Origin of the sequence: Sphingopyxis sp., from assembly GCF_035944815.1 — a bacterium.
GTDB lineage: Bacteria > Pseudomonadota > Alphaproteobacteria > Sphingomonadales > Sphingomonadaceae > Sphingopyxis.
The window spans coordinates 334,096-349,306 of record NZ_DASZAU010000013.1; the positions used below are offsets into that span (position 1 = coordinate 334,096).

Consider the following 15,211-nt stretch of genomic DNA (forward strand, 5'->3'; position numbering starts at 1 on the left):
ATTCGCCGGCCTTGCCAAGTCCTGCGGTCCGAAAATTACCTCATTTGGTCATGTCGCGCATTTTTCGCTTACGGGTGCGCCCCGCTCGCATCGGGCTCGGCGCGCGCGGTGTCGTCGAGCAGCGCCAGCCGCGCCTCATGATCGGCGCGCGAGATCGGGAATTTGCGCATCACGATCAGGCCGATCGTCCCGATGACGAGGATCGCAAGCGCATAGCTCGAGGCAAGGCTGGTGAGCACCGCATCGCCGACCTCGCCCGGTTTCGCGGCGGCAGGGAAGGCGGCGAAGGACAATATCTGCCCGGCAAGGAAGATGCCGACGCCGGTCGCGCATTTCTGCATGAAGAAATAGCCCGCGAAGAACAGGCCTTCGGACCGGCGTCCCGTCTCGCCCTGCGACGCCTCGACGACATCGGCCATCATCGACGAGGAGAGGATCATCAGGATGATCGAGAATGTGTTGCCGACGAAGACCATGCCGAAAAAGGCCGCGACGCTGGGCTTGCCCGGCAGACCGGGAAAGACGTCCTGAATCCACATCAGATACATGCCGCTGTTGACGAGCAGTGCGATCGCGCCGGCGAGGATCGCGCCGCCCTTCTTGCCCATCTTTGCCGACAGCGGCGCGACGAGCAGGAAGGCGGCGATCATCGTTCCGAACAGCAGGAAGACGTAAAGGCTCATCTCCGCGCCGGTCAGCTGCCAGAAAAAGCCGAGCAGATAATTGGTCATCGAGAAGGTGATGCCCTGGTTGATGAAGGCGAAGAGCGCCGCGAAGGTCAGCCACAAAAAGGCACGGTTCGACAGCGTGTCGCGCATGTCGCGCAAGACATGGCTGAGCTTCGCCGCCGGCTTGGGCTGGTCGAGGTTCGACACCGCGATACGGCTGTGCTGTCCCGCCGCCGAAAGCAGCACCGCGCCCGCCATCAGCAGTGCGCCGGTCAGCGCGTAGGGGAAATAGCCCGCCGGATCGACGAGGCCGAGTTCGCCGCTGAAGAAGATCGCGTAGGCAAGCCAGAGGATCAGCAATCCACCGCCCCATCCGAACAGATAGCGATAGCGCATCACGACGGTTCGCTCGTCATAATCGGACGACAGCTCGGGAACGATCGCGACCGACGGCACTTCGCACATCGACACGAGCGAGCGGACGATGATTGCAAAGCCGATCAGCCAGCCGATCGTCATCGCGTCGCTCATCTCCGACGGCGGGCTCCACAGCAGCATCCATGCGACCGCGAGCGGGATCGGCGCAAAATAGAGCCAGGGCAGGCGGCGGCCCCAGCGGCTGCGCGTGCGGTCGGTGAGTTCGCCGATCACCGGATCGACGAAAGCGTCGGCGATCAGCGCGACCATGATCGCGAACCCGACGATCCCCGCGTCGAGCCCGATCACTTGGTTGTAGAAGAGCAGCAGGAAGGTCGAAAACCCATTGTCCTTGACGCCATAGGCGATGCTGCCGAGCCCGTGCGTGACCTTCAACCAGACGGGCAGGCGTTCGGCCTTGGGTGCTGCGACACTCGCCGCGTTCACGCCGCGGCTCCGGCTTTCGCCGCTTCCTCCATCGCCAGCAGGGCGTCGAACATGCCCGGCGTTTCCTTGTCCCACGCATGCCGCTGCCCGATTGTCAGCCCGCCGTCGACGAGCAGGTGCGTGCCCGTCATGAAGCTCGATTCCTCGCTCGCGAGATAGGCGACCGCGTTGGCGATATCCTCGGGCTGGCCACCGCGCGCGACGGGCTGCGCGTTCGCGCTCATCTCGGCGATCACCGCATTCGCCTGAGTCTTGAACTCGCCCGGCACGTCGAGCGAGGCGGTGAAGATATTGGTGTTGATGAAGCCCGGGCAGATCGCGTTCACGCGGATGCCATATTGCGCCAGATCGGTTGCCGCGACCTTGGAGAGATGCAGCACGCCGGCCTTCGCGACGGCATAGGCGATCGGCGAGTAGCCCGCGCCGAGCGCGGCGACGCTCGCAGTGTTGACGATGCTTGCGCCCTTGCGCCCCTTCATGTGGGGCGCGGCGTAGCGAATACCCATCGCGACCGATTTCAGGACAAGGTCCATCGTGCGGTCCCAGCCTTCGGGACTGATCTCGTCGATCGGCGCGCGGTCGCCGCCCGCGGCGGCATTGTTGAAGACGATGTCGATCCCGCCGGCCTTCGCCGCAGCGGCGTTCATCAGTGCCTCGATATCGGCCGGGACGGTGACGTCGCATCGCACGAAGTCGATCTTGCCGTTCGACTGTTCGGCGAGCGCGCGACCGCCCGCTTCGTCGATGTCGGCGGCAAACACATGCGCGCCTTCGCCCGCCAGTTTGAGGACACTTGCCTTGCCGATACCCGATGCCGCGCCGGTGACGACGGCGACCTTGCCTGCGAATCGCATATCTCTGCTCCCGTTTTCTTTTGCCACTTAGCTTAGGCGCGAAGCGGCCCCCGTCAACGGCCCTCAACCTTCCGTTACGGCGCCGTAGCGTCGCTTCGACGCGCCAAGTTGACGCTTGCGTAAAGTAGCGAAGCGGACGTAGATTTGGGGCAGAAGAGGAGCCAAAAGGATGAGCGAACTGGACGCTTTCCGCACCGAGGTGCGCGAATGGCTGGAGGCGAACTGCCCCGCCGAAATGCGCGAACCGATCCGCGACGAGGACGACGTCTGCTGGGGCGGACGCAATTTCAAATTCAAGAATGCCGCCCAGAAAGCGTGGCTCGATGCCTGCGTCGCGAAGGGCTATACTGTACCCGACTGGCCAAAGCCTTATGGCGGCGCCGGGCTGACGCCCGAGCAGACCAAGATCCTCAAACAGGAAATGAAGCGCATCAAGGCGCGCTCGCCGCTCGACAGCTTCGGCATTTGGATGCTTGGCCCCGCGCTGCTGCAATTCGGCACCGAGGAGCAGAAGGTCCATTACCTCAACCCGATCGCGCGTGGCGAGATTCGTTGGTGCCAGGGCTATTCGGAACCCGGTTCGGGCAGCGACCTCGTCAGCTTGCAGACCTTCGGCGAAGACAAGGGCGATCACTGGGTCGTCAACGGGTCGAAGATCTGGACGAGCTACGCCGACAAGGCCGACTGGATTTTCTGCCTCGTCCGCACCGACAAGGCGAACAAATATCAGGGCATCACCTTCATGCTCTTCGACATGGAGAGCAAGGGCGTCACCACCAAGCCGATCCTGCTGATTTCGGGCAATTCGCCTTTCTGCGAAACCTTCTTCGACGATGTCGAGGTGCCCAAGACGCAGTTCGTCGGCGAGATCAACCGCGGCTGGGACGTCGCCAAATATCTGCTCGGCCACGAACGCGAGATGATCTCGGGCGGCGGCGCCGGCGGCGACATGGTCAGCATCGGGGGCGCTTTCGCCAAGGCGTTTGGCAAGAATGCGGCCGGCGAGCTCGACGACCCGATCCTGCGCGCCGAAATGGCGGCGTTCGACGTCGATGTCTTTGCTTACCGCGCGATGGGCGAACGCTTCATGGACATGTGGAAGACCGGCCGCGCGCATCCGGCGAGCTCGAACATGATGAAATATGTCGGGACCGAGCTCAACAAGCGGCGTCACGAGCTGGTGATGTCGGGCGGCGGCAGCGAAGCGCTCGAATGGGACAGCGAAGAGACGAAGGGCGGCGCCCGCGCGCGCGGCTGGCTGCGCACCAAGGCCAATTCGATCGAAGGCGGGACGAGCGAAGTCATGCTCAACGTCATCGCCAAGCGTATCCTCGACCTGCCCGGAGCCTGACCCATGCCTTTGTATCACAATGACGACCAGGCGATGCTCAAGGACAGCGTCGCCCCCTTCGTGGCCGAACAGGCTCCCGTTTCGCATCTCCGTAAGCTGCGCGACACCGCCGACGCGACCGGCTTTTCGCGCGATCTCTGGGCGCAGTTCACCGAAATGGGCCTGCCCGGCATGCTCGTTCCCGAGGCGCATGGCGGGCTCGGCATGGGGCATATGGAGGCGGGCATCGTGCTCGAGGAGATCGGCCGCAACCTGACGCCGTCGCCTTTCCTGTCGACGAGCGTCGGCGCCGTCGCCGCGCTCGCGAAGGCGGGCGGCACGCAGGCGGGGCGCTGGCTCCCTGCGATCGCATCGGGTGAGGCGATCGTCGCGCTCGCGATCGACGAGGGCGCCAAGCACCGTCCCGACCGCATCGCGACGACCGCGACGCGCGCCGGGAACGGCTTCCGCCTCGACGGCAAGAAGAGCTTCGTTCTTCATGGACATGTCGCCGATGTCAGCATCGTCGCGGCGAAGACCGACGGCGGCATCACTTTGTTCGCGGTGCCGAAGGATGCCAAGGGCGTCACTGCCGATCCGCGCCGCCTCGTCGATTCCAGCCTCGCGAGCCATGTCACGCTCGATGGCGTCGAGGTCGATGCCGACGCGGTGATCGGTGAGGTCGACGCGGGCGGCGAGATTCTCGACGCTTTGCTCGCCGCGACCCGCACCGGCGCCGCCGCCGAAATGGTTGGCGTCGGGCAGGGCGCGATGGACATGACCGTCACCTACCTCAAGGAACGCAAGCAGTTCGGTAAGCTGATCGGCGAGTTCCAGGGCCTCCAGCACCGCGCCGCGCATCTCTATGGCGAGATGGAAGTCGCGCGCGCCACCGTGATGAAGGCGCAGGAACTGCTCGATCAGGGCAGCGAAGGCGCGAAGCTGATGGTCTCGGTCGCGAAGGCCAAGGCCGGCCGCGCCGCCAACCTCGCGGTGCGCGAAGGCGTGCAGATGCACGGCGGCATCGGCATGACCGACGAATATGACATCGGCCTCTATATGAAACGCGACCGCGCGCTCGCCGAATACATGGGCGATGTGCATTATCACATCGACCAGGTCGCCCGCATGAACGGGTACTGAGTTGAACCTATCCCCTCCCGCTTGCGGGAGGGGCAGCGAGAGTTGCGAGCTTGCTCGCTACTCGCAGCGGGGTGGGCAACCGCACCGTCGCTGGCCCACCCCTAACCCCTCCCGCAAGCGGGAGGGGAATATCGGAGAACGACAATGAACCTCAATGACATGTTCGGCCTCGACGGCCGCATCGCGCTCGTCACCGGCGGTTCGCGCGGCATCGGCAAGATGATCGTCGAGGGCTATCTCGCCGCGGGCGCCGCGCGCGTCTATATCTCGGCGCGCAAGACGGCGCAGATCGAGGAGGCCGTCGCCGATTTCGAAACGCGCTACCCCGGCAAGGTCATCGGCCTGCCCGTCGATCTTTCGACCGTCGAAGGCTGCCGCGCGCTCGCCAAGGAACTCGAAGCGCGCGAGGAACACCTCGACATCCTCGTCAACAATGCCGGGGCGGCGTGGGGCGAACCGTTCGAGGGCTTCCCAGAGGCGGGCTGGGACAAGGTGATGGACATCAACGTCAAATCGCCCTTCTTCCTGACGCAGGCGCTCCACGGGCTGCTCAAGGCGGGCGGCAGTGCTGCGCGCCCGGCAAAGGTCATCAATATCGGCTCGATTGACGGCCAGCGGCTCAATCCGTGGGAAACCTACAGCTACCACGCCTCGAAGGCCGCGATCCTCTACCTCACCAAGCGCCTCGCCGCGCGTCTCGTGACCGATAACATCCTCGTCACCGCGATCGCGCCCGGCGCCTTCCAGTCGGACATGAACAAGGCTGCGCGCGACCACGGCGACGCGGTGGCAAAAAGCATCCCGGTCAAGCGCATCGGCGTGCCCGAGGATATGGCGGGCGCCGCGATCTTCCTCGCGTCGAAGGCGGGCGACTATGTCGTCGGCGACACGATCACCGTCGACGGCGGGCTTGTCCACGGCGATTTGAAGACCAGCATCGACGCCTGACTTCCCTTTTCTCGTCATGCCGGACTCGATCCGGCATCCCGCTTCGTGCCATCGAATAACGGGACCCCGGATCAAGTCCGGGGTGACGAAGGAGGAATTTGACTCGACTATCTCGAAGGTGTATTATGCAACTAATCCACCAAGGAGATTGTCCATGCGTCTCGCCTTCCTGATTCCACCGATGATGCTCCTCGCCGCCTGCGGGTCGGAAGAGAAGAAATCCGGCGAAGGCACCCAAGTGTCGATCAACGCCGGCGACGAGCATGGCGGCGTCAATATCGAGACCGGCAAGGACGGCGGCAAGATCAAGATCGGCGGCGGCGGCGCTGCGATCAATATCGACGTCCCCGATTTCGTCGATCTCGATATCGAGAGTGACTTCGATATCGACGGGGTCAAGCTCTACCCGGGCAGCAAGATCACCAAGGTCGACGTCGACGCGACCGACAAGAATGGCGCCGACACGGCGACGGTCAAACTCGGCTTCACCTCGCCCGCCGCGCCGACCAAAGCCGCCGACTGGATGGCGGGCGAATTCGCGAAAAAGGGCGTCAAGGTCACCCGCACCGGCGACACGCTCGCGGGCAAGGACAAGGACGGCGCCGACTTCCGCATCAACTTCGTCCCCGACGGCGCGACCGCCAAGGGCGAGGTCGTGATCACGAAGGTCTGAGTCTCACCAACCCTATGATCGTCATCCCGGCGAAGGCCGGGATCTCGCCGTTGCGTACTGGCGAGGGGTCGAGACCCCGGCCTTCGCCGGGGTGACGGGATTGGTGGGGCCCTTAGCCGCTGTTCCGAAGCGCCGTCGCGATCGCGTTGATCGTCAGCTGGATACCCTCGGCGATGCGCGGGTCGGTTTCGCCCGCGCGGTGGCGCTTCATCAGCTCGATCTGGAGCAGGTTGAGCGGCTCGATATAGGGCAGCCGCAACCGGATCGACGCCTCGAGCGCCGGATTCTTCTCGAGCAGCCGCGTCTGGCCGGTGATGTCGAGCAGCCCGTCATGCGCGCGGTGCCACCCGTCGCGGATGCGGCCGAAAATCGCTTCATGCCCGTCGATATGCCCCGCGAGCTCGGCATAGCGCGCCGCGATCCCCATGTCCGATTTCGCGAGCACCATCTCCATATTGCCGAGCAATGCGGCGAAGAAGGGCCAGCTTTCCGCCATGTCGGCGAGCAGCGCCTTGTCGCCGAAGCCTGCGAACGCCTCACCCGTCCCGTACCAGCCGGGCAGCATGGTGCGCGCCTGCGCCCAGCTGAACACCCAGGGGATCGCGCGCAGATCCTCGATCGCGGTCGATTTGGTGCGGCTCGATGGCCGCGACCCGATCTTGAGCCCCGCGATCTCGGCGATCGGCGTCATCGCGCGAAAGAAGTCGCGGAACGCCGGCGTGTCGTAGACGAGCCCGCGATAGGCGCCGAACGCGGTATCCGAGAGCGCGTCCATCGCCTCGGCAAAGCGCGCGCCGTCGGCACCGCTCTTCGCCTCGGGCTCGAGGCTCGCGAGCAGGCTCGCCGACACCATCGCCTCAAGGTTCGTTGCCGCGCTGTCGATCGTGCCATATTTGGCGGCGATCACCTCGCCCTGTTCGGTGATGCGGATGCGGCCCTGCACCGTTCCCGCGGGCTGCGCGCGGATCGCGGCAAAGGCGCTGCCGCCGCCGCGCCCGACCGCGCCGCCGCGGCCGTGGAACAATTGCATTGCCGTGTCGGCTTCCTCGAACACCGGGGTCAGCGCCGCCGACGCTTGGTGCAGCCCCCAGGTCGAGGTCATATAGCCCCCGTCCTTGTTCGAATCCGAATAGCCGATCATCACTTCCTGATGCCCGCGCGCCGCGACGTGCGGGGCGATTTCGGGCAGCGCGAAATAGGCGGTCATGATCGCGGGCGCGTCGTCCAAGTCGGCGATCGTTTCGAACAGGGGCACGACCATCAGCGTGTCGGTGCTTTCCGACGACCACAGCCCGCCCTCGCGCGCGAGGACATGGACCTCGAGCAGGTCGGACAGGCTCTCGGCCTTGCTGATGATCCACTGGACGATCGCGTCGTTGCCGAGTTTTTTCCGCACGGCGGCGGCGGCGTGGACGATCGCGAGTTCGCCTGCGGTCTCTTCGCTCCATTCGTGCCAGCTCGCCGCGAGCGGCCGGTTGACGGCGAGCTCGCGGCGTAGCAGCGCGACACGCGCCTCCTCGTCCAGCGCCAGATAGTCGGCCTCGACCCCCGATATTTTGAACAATTCGGCGAGCACGCGCTCGTGCACCGCGCTGTTCTGCCGCATGTCGAGCGTCGCGAGGTGGAAACCGAACACCTCGACCGCGCGGATCAGCCGCCCGAGCGCGCCGATCCCTGTGAACTGCCCCTTGCCGCTCGATGCCAGCCCGCTCGCGATGGTGGTGAGGTCGCGGCGGAAATCGGCCGGGGTTGCATAAGCCTCGCCCTTCAGCGGCGCGGGACGCGGCGGCGCCTTGCCGGTGATCGCGACATAGGTCGCCGACAGCCGCGCATAAATGCCCGACAGCGCGCGGCGATAGGGTTCGTCGCCGCGGCTTGCGGCGCCGTCGCCGCTCGCCTCGGCGAGCGCTTCGACCGCCTCGGGCACCGCGGCGAGGCTCGACGACACCGATAGTTCGGCGCCGAGCGCATGGACCTGGTCGATATAATGGCCGATCACTGCGGCGGCGTTGCGCGACGTCGCCTGTTGCAGCGTTTCGGCGGTGACGAAGGGATTGCCGTCGCGGTCGCCGCCGATCCAGCTGCCGACGCGCAGGAAACTCGCGGGGCGCTGCCCCAGCTCCTTTTCCCAGCGCGCATAGAGTTTGGGTACCACGGGCAGGAAGACGTCGCGCAAATAGGTGAGCGCATTGTCGATTTCGTCGGCGACAAACAGTTTCTGCGTGCGCAGCGGGCGCGTCTGCCAGAGGAGGACGACCTGCCGCCGGATCGCTTCCTCGATCACATCACCCTCGGGCGTCTCGCCCTCCCCGGCATCGCGCAGCCGCATCAGTTCGGCGACGCGGTTCTTGTGGTCGAGCACCGACTTGCGGCGCACCTCGGTCGGATGCGCGGTCAGCACCGGCGCGACGAGCGAGGCGCCGAGCAGCGCGGCGATCGCATCGCCGTCGATCCCGTCGCCCTTCAGCTTCGCGATCGCCGCCGCGACGGTCGCCTCGGGTTCGGCGGCGACCCCCTGCCGGTCCTCGGCAAGGTTGGCGAGCATCGAAAACAGCATGAAACCGCGCACGAAAGAAATCGTGTCGTCGAGGCTCAGCGCATCGAGCCCCGGATCGATCGCCTCGGCGCCCGCGATCCCGCGGTGCCGGTCGACGCTCGACGAGCGGATATATTCGGTCTGGCGGAACAATTTGTCGCCGCCATAGGCGCGGATGACGTCGCCGAGGATCCGCCCCAAATAGCGGATGTCGGGATTTTGCGAGATCTGGATAGGCGGGCCCATGGGCCCAGCTTGCTGCACCTGCGAAGAAGCAGGGTCAAGCCGCGCATAGCTATGCCTAGCTTAACCGCCTAATGCTGTCCCCATGAAGAGGAGAGGCTGTGCGGCCATTATTTCCGACGATGCTTTTGTTGCCGATGGTTTTGCAGACGGCTTGCGCCGGGCAAAATCCGCAATCCATTTGCGATGCTCGCGACCTTGTGATCGATCGAACCTATGAGTTTGCCGAGGTTGCGATTTATTCCGATGGTCATACCAACCTCGCGTTCGACTATAACGAACCGAAGTGCGAACCGGTGGCTTTCGAATTGGCTTCGGGCGTGGATATGGAGCCGATTTGGGCCATTACGTCGCGATCAACGCAGAACTCGACCATCGGCGCGGTCGGAAATATTATCGCCAAAATCGAAAAATACGGTCCCGAAAACGTGCGTCTGAAAATCGTCGGAGCGGGGGAATGGAAAGCGCGGAACATCACGCTTCACTTGCAGGCGCCCCTGAACGGGATGCCGCAAAGACCCCGCTCCGAATAGCAGGGCTGATGCGGTCAGCGCGTCCGCACCATGACCAGCGTGCCCATATCGATCCGCGGGCGGCCGTCGAAGGTCACGCCATTATGCGTATCGGTGATGAACATCAGCTTCCCCGACGCGTCGGTGATGCGCGCCGAAACCGAATAGCGGCCGCGCGGGTCGAGCTTGCGCTCGTCGACGGTCAGCGAAAAGGCGAAGGGCACCTGCCGGCCGTCGGCGGTGAACGACTGCTGCGCGATCGTCTTCGACGGTGCGTCCATCAGGCTGACGTCGGAAAGCTGGATTTCGACCTGCGCCGTCGGGGGCAATGCCATGCGCTCGCGATAGGTGATGTTGCCGGTGACCGACACCGGCGCTTCGGACGGCGGCATGAGCGTCGCGCAGGCGGCGAGCAGGGGGGCGGCGATCGCACTGGCGGCGAGGACGCGGGTGACGCGAACCATGATGTTTCTCCTTTTTTCGATGGTTGGCGGCCGCCTAGTGCCATCGAGGTGAACCCATGCTGTCCCGATTGTTGTGCGGCCGTCAGCCTTCCAGTTCAACGTCCCAATAGAGCCAGTCGATCCAGCTTGTGTGGAGATAATTGGGCGGAAAGGCGCGGCCATTGTCCTGCAGCTGCCAGCTCGTCGGGCGCCACGGCTGGCGATAAAGCGGCATATGCGCCTGCTGCGGCGTGCGGCCGCCCTTCTTGAGGTTGCACGGCGCGCAGGCGGTCGCGACATTTTCCCACGTCGTTCGCCCGCCCAGCCGGCGCGGCACGACGTGGTCGAACGTCAGATCCTTGCCCGACCCGCAATATTGGCACGCGAAACGGTCGCGCAGGAACAGGTTGAAACGCGTGAACGCTGGATGCTCCGACGGCTTCACATATTGGCGCAGCGCAATGACGCTCGGGATCGGCATCGTCCGCGTCGGCGAATGGATTTCGCGTTCGTAATTTTCCACGATGGTAACCCGGTCGAGGAACACCGCTTTGACCGCGGTCTGCCAGGGCCAGAGGCTCAGCGGATAATAGCTCAGCGGCGTGTAATCGGCGTTGAGAACGAGCGCCGGGCAGCTATCGGGATGCCGGGCAAGATCGGGATGGAACATGGCTAGAAAACGCTGCCCCCATTGCTTCACGGGATGGCGCGCCACTGCCTCCCGCGCATGACACTGTCATTACATGCCCTATCAGATTCTGACGTCAAGGGGGCTTCTGTCCGCAAGATATGGAATGATTCGCTTTGACTCGGCACAGCATATGGATTCATGGACCGGCATATGCAGACGCGTTTCGCTCCGAGTCCGACCGGCGAGCTGCACCTCGGCCACGCCTATAGCGCGGTGCTCGCGCATGGCGCCGCGCGCGCCGCGAACGGGCGTTTCCTGATCCGCATCGACGATATCGACGGCAGCCGCTCGCGCGAGGAACATGTCGCGGCCGCGCTCGCCGATCTGGAATGGCTCGGGATCGATCGGGACGGCGACCCGCTACGCCAGTCGGACCGGCTCGACAGCTATGCGGCGGCGCTCGACAATCTTCGCGCGCGGGGTCTCGTCTATCCCTGTTTCTGTACGCGCGCCGACATCGCCGCCAGCCTGTCGGCACCGCATGGGCCTTCGGGTGTCGTCTATCCGGGGACCTGCCGCAACCTGCCGGATGCCGAGCGTGCGCGCCGCATGGCGGCCGAGCCGCATTGCTGGCGGCTCGACATGGGGCGCGCCACCGCGGAGGCGGGCAAACTCCTTTGGCAAGAGGCGGGGCAGGGGCTGCGCGTGGCCGATCCCGCCGCGCATGGCGACATCGTGCTCGCGCGCAAGGACGCGCCCGCTTCCTATCATCTCGCGAGCACGCTCGACGATGCCGCGCTGGGGGTGACGCACATCATCCGCGGGGCCGACCTCCTCGCCTCGACCGACGTCCACCGCCTGCTCCAGGCGCTGCTCGACCTCTCCGTCCCGCTCTATCGCCATCATGCGCTCGTCTGCGGTCCCGACGGCAAAAGGCTCGCGAAACGTGACGCGGCGGCGTCGCTCGCTTCGCTCCGCGTGGCCGGGATCGACGGGCCGTCGCTCGCCGCCGATTTGGCGGCCGGGCGGCTTCCCGCTGGCTATTCGCTGCAAAATCCCTAGAGTGGGCGCATGGAAATCCTGCTCATCCTTGGCGTCGTGATTGCCGCCGGCTTCGTCCTCTTCTCGCTCGCACGCGGGCTCTTCTATTTCTCGCAGGGCCACCGCGCCCAGATGGAAGGCACGGTGCAAGAGAATCAGGTGATGCAGAACAAGATGATGATGTCGCGCGTCAAATGGCAGGCGATCACCATCATCCTGCTCGTCCTGATCGGCCTGCTCGCCGCCGGCAAATAACGCTTTGCGTATGCGGCGCCGCTAGGCAGACAAATATGGTCAAGCTCAACAAGATCTACACGCGCACCGGCGACGACGGCACGACGGGCCTTGTCGACGGTTCGCGCATCGCGAAATCCGACGCGCTGATGGCGGCAATCGGCGACGTCGACGAAGCGAACAGCGCGATCGGTATCGCCGCGGCCGTGCTCGATCCGGCGAGCGATGAGGCCGCGATGCTGTCGCGCATCCAGAACGAGCTGTTCGACCTTGGCGCCGACCTCGCGACGCCCCCCGACATTCAGTTCGGTTTCGGCCCGCACGAGATGGCGCTACGCATCGTGCCGAGCCAGATCGCGCGGCTCGAGGACGAGATCGACGCGATGAACGACAATCTCGATGCGCTGCGCAGCTTCATCCTGCCCGGCGGCACCGAAGCGGCGGCGCGGCTGCATCTTGCGCGCGCGATCGCGCGCCGCGCCGAACGCGCCGCGGTCGCGGCGGGCGCGGACCGCGATCTCAACCCCCAGGCGCTCACCTATCTCAACCGCCTGTCGGACCATCTCTTCGTCCTCACCCGCCATCTCAACGCTGTGGCGGGCGGCGACATCCTCTGGAAACCCGGCGCGACGCGTTGACCCGCCATTCGTCACCCCGGACTTGATCCGGGGTCCTCTGCAACGCTGGAAAAATGGATGCCGGATCGAGTCCGGCGGGACGGCGAGTGTCCATGTTCCCTTAATGTTCTAGACTTTCCGTCGCGGCGTAACCATAATTGGCCAGCCAGCGAAACCGAATCACACCTCGGGGGATTGTCTAACCATGGCCAGCCGCACCGATGCTTCGACCCGCGCCGACCCGATCGAGGCGCTGACCCGCCGCTTCGCCGCGACGCGGCGGCTGTCGCTCGATCTTGTCGCGCCGCTTTCCGATGCCGACGCGAGCGCGCAGTCGATGCCCGACGCCTCGCCCGCCAAATGGCATCTTGCACACACGACATGGTTTTTCGAAACCTTCATCCTGCGCGACCATGTGCCGGGCTATGCGCCCTTCGATGCGCGCTATCCCTTTCTCTTCAACTCCTATTATGAGGCCGAGGGGCCGCGTCACGCGCGCCCGCATCGCGGCCTGCTGACGCGCCCTTCGCTCGACGAGGTCTGCGTGTGGCGCGCGCATGTCGATGCCGCGGTGCAGACTGCGCTGCCCGACCTGCCGGCGGCCGTGCTGACGCTCGTCGAGCTCGGCATCCATCACGAGCAGCAACATCAGGAATTGCTGCTCACCGACCTCAAGCATCTCTTCGCGCAAAACCCGCTCGGCCCGGCGGTGTGGGGCACGCCGATCGCGAATGAAGTTCGGCAGTTTTGCGCCATGAAATGGGTGAAGGGCGTCGAAGGGATCGTCTCGATCGGCCATGGCGGCGACGGCTTCGCCTTCGACTGCGAGGGACCGCGCCACGAGGTGTTGCTGACGCCGCACGCGCTCGCCAGCCGCCCGGTGAGCAATGGCGAATGGCAGGAATTCGTCGCCGACGGCGGCTATCACACGCCCTCGCTCTGGCTCAGCGACGGTTGGGCATGGGTGCAGGCCGACAGTATCGATACCCCCGCCTATTGGGACGGCGACCGCCAGTTCACGCTGTCGGGCTGGCGCGAAATCGATCCCGCCGCGCCGGTCACACACATCAGCTTTTTCGAAGCCGACGCCTTCGCCAGCTGGGCGGGTGCGCGCTTGCCGACGGAGTTTGAATGGGAAGCAGCCGCAGCGGCCTTCGACCCGCACGGCGGACAGCAACTCGATGCCGCAGGACCAGTGAAGCCGACGCCCGCCGACAGCGACACCGACCTGCAACAGATGTTCGGCAGCGTGTGGGAATGGACCGGCAGCGCCTATCGCCCCTATCCCGGCTTCCGCGCCGCGCCCGGCGCGGTCGGCGAATATAATGGCAAGTTCATGAGCGGCCAGTTCGTGCTGCGCGGCGGCAGCTGCGCGACGCCGCGCGGCCATGTACGCGCCGCCTACCGCAATTTCTTCTACCCCCACCAGCGCTGGCAATTCACCGGCCTGCGCCTTGCCAAGGATCTTTGACATGGGCGTTGTGCGCAATCTTCGTCAGGTTTCGGCCGACGACGCCGGCGTCGATATCGCTTTCCGCGCCGACGTCCATGCCGGGCTGTCTCAGCAGCAGAAGGCGATTCCCGCGCGGTGGTTCTACGACGCGACCGGCTCGGCGCTGTTCGAGGATATCACCGCGCTTCCCGAATATTATCCGACGCGCAGTGAGACCGGCCTGCTTGTCCGTCACGCCGCCGACATGGCCGCAGCGATCGGCGCGGGCCGGGCTGTCGTTGAACTGGGTTCGGGCAGTTCGGCCAAGACTCCCTTGCTGCTCGACGCGATCGAACCCTCGGCATATGTGCCGGTCGACATTTCGGGCGACTTCCTTCGCGATAGCGCGAATGCGCTCGCCGCGCGCTTTCCCCAACTCCCGATCTATCCGGTGGAGGCAGACTTCACCCAGCGCGTCGACCTGCCGCGCGAAATCTGTCCTCTCCCGAAACTCGGCTTCTTTCCCGGCTCGACGATCGGCAACATGGTCGCGCGCACCGCGATCGACCTGCTCCGCAACTGGCGCGCGGCGCTCGGCGACGGTTCGCTGATGCTGATCGGGATCGACCGCATCAAGGATATTGTGATTCTCGAACTCGCCTATGACGATCCGGCGGGGGTGACGGCAGCGTTCAACCTCAACCTGCTCGAACGCATCAACCGCGAACTCGGCGGCGACATCCCGGTCGAAAATTTCAGCCATCGCGCGGTCTGGGACGATGTGCATGCGCGCATCGAAATGCACCTGGTGGCTGCCTGCGACGTCGAATTTTCGATCGATGGCCGGCGCTATGCGATGATGAAGGGCGAAACGATTCACAGCGAGAACAGCCATAAATATGGTCCGCGCGACGCGAATCTCTTGCTCCGGGCGGGCGGGTGGACCCCGATCGCGACGTGGGACGACGCCGATCCCGCCTTTGCGCTGATCCTAGCCGAAGCCACCGCCTTTCGATCCGCCCCTTGACGCAGGCCGCCCAGC

General features: G+C 65.1%; 15 protein-coding genes. 10 read left to right on the top strand and 5 right to left on the bottom strand.

Features of this window, described 5'->3' with window-relative positions; genetic code table 11:
- Window positions 1-68: 68 nt before the first annotated feature.
- Window positions 69-1,532: an MFS transporter gene (locus tag VGU00_RS19025; protein WP_327471347.1), complete on the bottom strand. Its 1,464-nt coding sequence runs from the start codon at window positions 1,530-1,532 to the stop codon at window positions 69-71.
- On the bottom strand, window positions 1,529-2,386 hold the full coding sequence (locus VGU00_RS19030; protein WP_327471349.1) for an SDR family oxidoreductase: 858 nt from the start codon (window positions 2,384-2,386) through the stop codon (window positions 1,529-1,531). The genes VGU00_RS19025 and VGU00_RS19030 overlap by 4 nt, the downstream gene beginning before the upstream one ends.
- 169 nt (window positions 2,387-2,555) lie before the next feature.
- Here VGU00_RS19030 and VGU00_RS19035 point away from each other — a divergent pair, with 169 nt between their 5' ends.
- From VGU00_RS19035 to VGU00_RS19050, 4 genes are all read left to right on the top strand, one after another.
- Window positions 2,556-3,737, top strand: a complete 1,182-nt coding sequence (locus VGU00_RS19035) for an acyl-CoA dehydrogenase family protein (protein ID WP_192647583.1) — start codon at window positions 2,556-2,558, stop codon at window positions 3,735-3,737.
- Window positions 3,738-3,740: 3 nt separating this feature from the next.
- Window positions 3,741-4,859, top strand: coding sequence for an acyl-CoA dehydrogenase family protein (locus tag VGU00_RS19040; protein WP_327471353.1), 1,119 nt, complete (start codon window positions 3,741-3,743; stop codon window positions 4,857-4,859).
- 144 nt (window positions 4,860-5,003) lie between these two features.
- Window positions 5,004-5,807 carry an SDR family oxidoreductase gene (locus VGU00_RS19045; protein ID WP_327471355.1) on the top strand — a complete coding sequence of 268 codons (804 nt, stop codon included), beginning with the start codon at window positions 5,004-5,006 and terminating at the stop codon, window positions 5,805-5,807.
- 154 nt (window positions 5,808-5,961) lie between these two features.
- On the top strand, window positions 5,962-6,480 hold the full coding sequence (locus VGU00_RS19050) for a hypothetical protein (protein ID WP_327471357.1): 519 nt from the start codon (window positions 5,962-5,964) through the stop codon (window positions 6,478-6,480).
- A 112-nt stretch (window positions 6,481-6,592) separates the two neighbouring features.
- Here the strand turns inward: VGU00_RS19050 and ppc are convergent, their stop codons facing one another.
- Window positions 6,593-9,262 carry a phosphoenolpyruvate carboxylase gene (gene ppc / locus VGU00_RS19055; RefSeq protein ID WP_327471359.1) on the bottom strand — a complete coding sequence of 890 codons (2,670 nt, stop codon included), beginning with the start codon at window positions 9,260-9,262 and terminating at the stop codon, window positions 6,593-6,595.
- 98 nt (window positions 9,263-9,360) lie between these two features.
- Here ppc and VGU00_RS19060 point away from each other — a divergent pair, with 98 nt between their 5' ends.
- Complete coding sequence (locus VGU00_RS19060) at window positions 9,361-9,792, top strand: hypothetical protein (protein WP_327471361.1); 432 nt, start codon at window positions 9,361-9,363, stop codon at window positions 9,790-9,792.
- Between the two features lie 14 nt (window positions 9,793-9,806).
- Here VGU00_RS19060 and VGU00_RS19065 read toward each other — a convergent pair whose 3' ends face one another.
- Both VGU00_RS19065 and VGU00_RS19070 read right to left on the bottom strand, forming a co-directional pair.
- Window positions 9,807-10,235, bottom strand: coding sequence for a YbaY family lipoprotein (locus VGU00_RS19065; protein ID WP_327471363.1), 429 nt, complete (start codon window positions 10,233-10,235; stop codon window positions 9,807-9,809).
- Window positions 10,236-10,317: 82 nt separating this feature from the next.
- Window positions 10,318-10,884 carry an HNH endonuclease gene (locus VGU00_RS19070; protein WP_037553138.1) on the bottom strand — a complete coding sequence of 189 codons (567 nt, stop codon included), beginning with the start codon at window positions 10,882-10,884 and terminating at the stop codon, window positions 10,318-10,320.
- Between the two features lie 171 nt (window positions 10,885-11,055).
- On the opposite strand from VGU00_RS19070, the gene gluQRS reads away from it, so the two are divergent.
- The 5 genes from gluQRS to egtD all read left to right on the top strand — a co-directional run bounded on the left by gluQRS (window position 11,056) and on the right by egtD (window position 15,196).
- Window positions 11,056-11,907 (top strand): tRNA glutamyl-Q(34) synthetase GluQRS, encoded by an 852-nt coding sequence (gene gluQRS / locus VGU00_RS19075; protein ID WP_327471365.1) that lies wholly within the window; start codon window positions 11,056-11,058, stop codon window positions 11,905-11,907.
- A gap of 9 nt (window positions 11,908-11,916) precedes the next feature.
- Window positions 11,917-12,141: an HIG1 domain-containing protein gene (locus VGU00_RS19080; RefSeq protein WP_327471367.1), complete on the top strand. Its 225-nt coding sequence runs from the start codon at window positions 11,917-11,919 to the stop codon at window positions 12,139-12,141.
- 35 nt (window positions 12,142-12,176) lie between these two features.
- Window positions 12,177-12,758, top strand: coding sequence for a cob(I)yrinic acid a,c-diamide adenosyltransferase (locus tag VGU00_RS19085; RefSeq protein WP_327471369.1), 582 nt, complete (start codon window positions 12,177-12,179; stop codon window positions 12,756-12,758).
- Window positions 12,759-12,942: 184 nt separating this feature from the next.
- Entirely contained in the window at window positions 12,943-14,208 is a 1,266-nt protein-coding gene (gene egtB, locus VGU00_RS19090; protein ID WP_327471371.1) for an ergothioneine biosynthesis protein EgtB, read from the top strand.
- Between the two features lies 1 nt (window position 14,209).
- Window positions 14,210-15,196 (top strand): L-histidine N(alpha)-methyltransferase, encoded by a 987-nt coding sequence (egtD, locus tag VGU00_RS19095; protein ID WP_327471373.1) that lies wholly within the window; start codon window positions 14,210-14,212, stop codon window positions 15,194-15,196.
- The last annotated feature ends 15 nt before the right edge of the window (window positions 15,197-15,211 follow it).

Coding starts and splice junctions, on each gene's coding strand:
- VGU00_RS19030 (WP_327471349.1), bottom strand. CDS start 2,386: ATGCGATTCGCAGGCAAGGTCGCCGTCGTCACCGGCGCGGCATCGGGT.
- VGU00_RS19035 (WP_192647583.1), top strand. CDS start 2,556: ATGAGCGAACTGGACGCTTTCCGCACCGAGGTGCGCGAATGGCTGGAG.
- VGU00_RS19040 (WP_327471353.1), top strand. CDS start 3,741: ATGCCTTTGTATCACAATGACGACCAGGCGATGCTCAAGGACAGCGTC.
- VGU00_RS19045 (WP_327471355.1), top strand. CDS start 5,004: ATGAACCTCAATGACATGTTCGGCCTCGACGGCCGCATCGCGCTCGTC.
- VGU00_RS19050 (WP_327471357.1), top strand. CDS start 5,962: ATGCGTCTCGCCTTCCTGATTCCACCGATGATGCTCCTCGCCGCCTGC.
- ppc (WP_327471359.1), bottom strand. CDS start 9,262: ATGGGCCCGCCTATCCAGATCTCGCAAAATCCCGACATCCGCTATTTG.
- VGU00_RS19065 (WP_327471363.1), bottom strand. CDS start 10,235: ATGGTTCGCGTCACCCGCGTCCTCGCCGCCAGTGCGATCGCCGCCCCC.
- VGU00_RS19070 (WP_037553138.1), bottom strand. CDS start 10,884: ATGTTCCATCCCGATCTTGCCCGGCATCCCGATAGCTGCCCGGCGCTC.
- gluQRS (WP_327471365.1), top strand. CDS start 11,056: ATGCAGACGCGTTTCGCTCCGAGTCCGACCGGCGAGCTGCACCTCGGC.
- VGU00_RS19080 (WP_327471367.1), top strand. CDS start 11,917: ATGGAAATCCTGCTCATCCTTGGCGTCGTGATTGCCGCCGGCTTCGTC.
- VGU00_RS19085 (WP_327471369.1), top strand. CDS start 12,177: ATGGTCAAGCTCAACAAGATCTACACGCGCACCGGCGACGACGGCACG.
- egtB (WP_327471371.1), top strand. CDS start 12,943: ATGGCCAGCCGCACCGATGCTTCGACCCGCGCCGACCCGATCGAGGCG.
- egtD (WP_327471373.1), top strand. CDS start 14,210: ATGGGCGTTGTGCGCAATCTTCGTCAGGTTTCGGCCGACGACGCCGGC.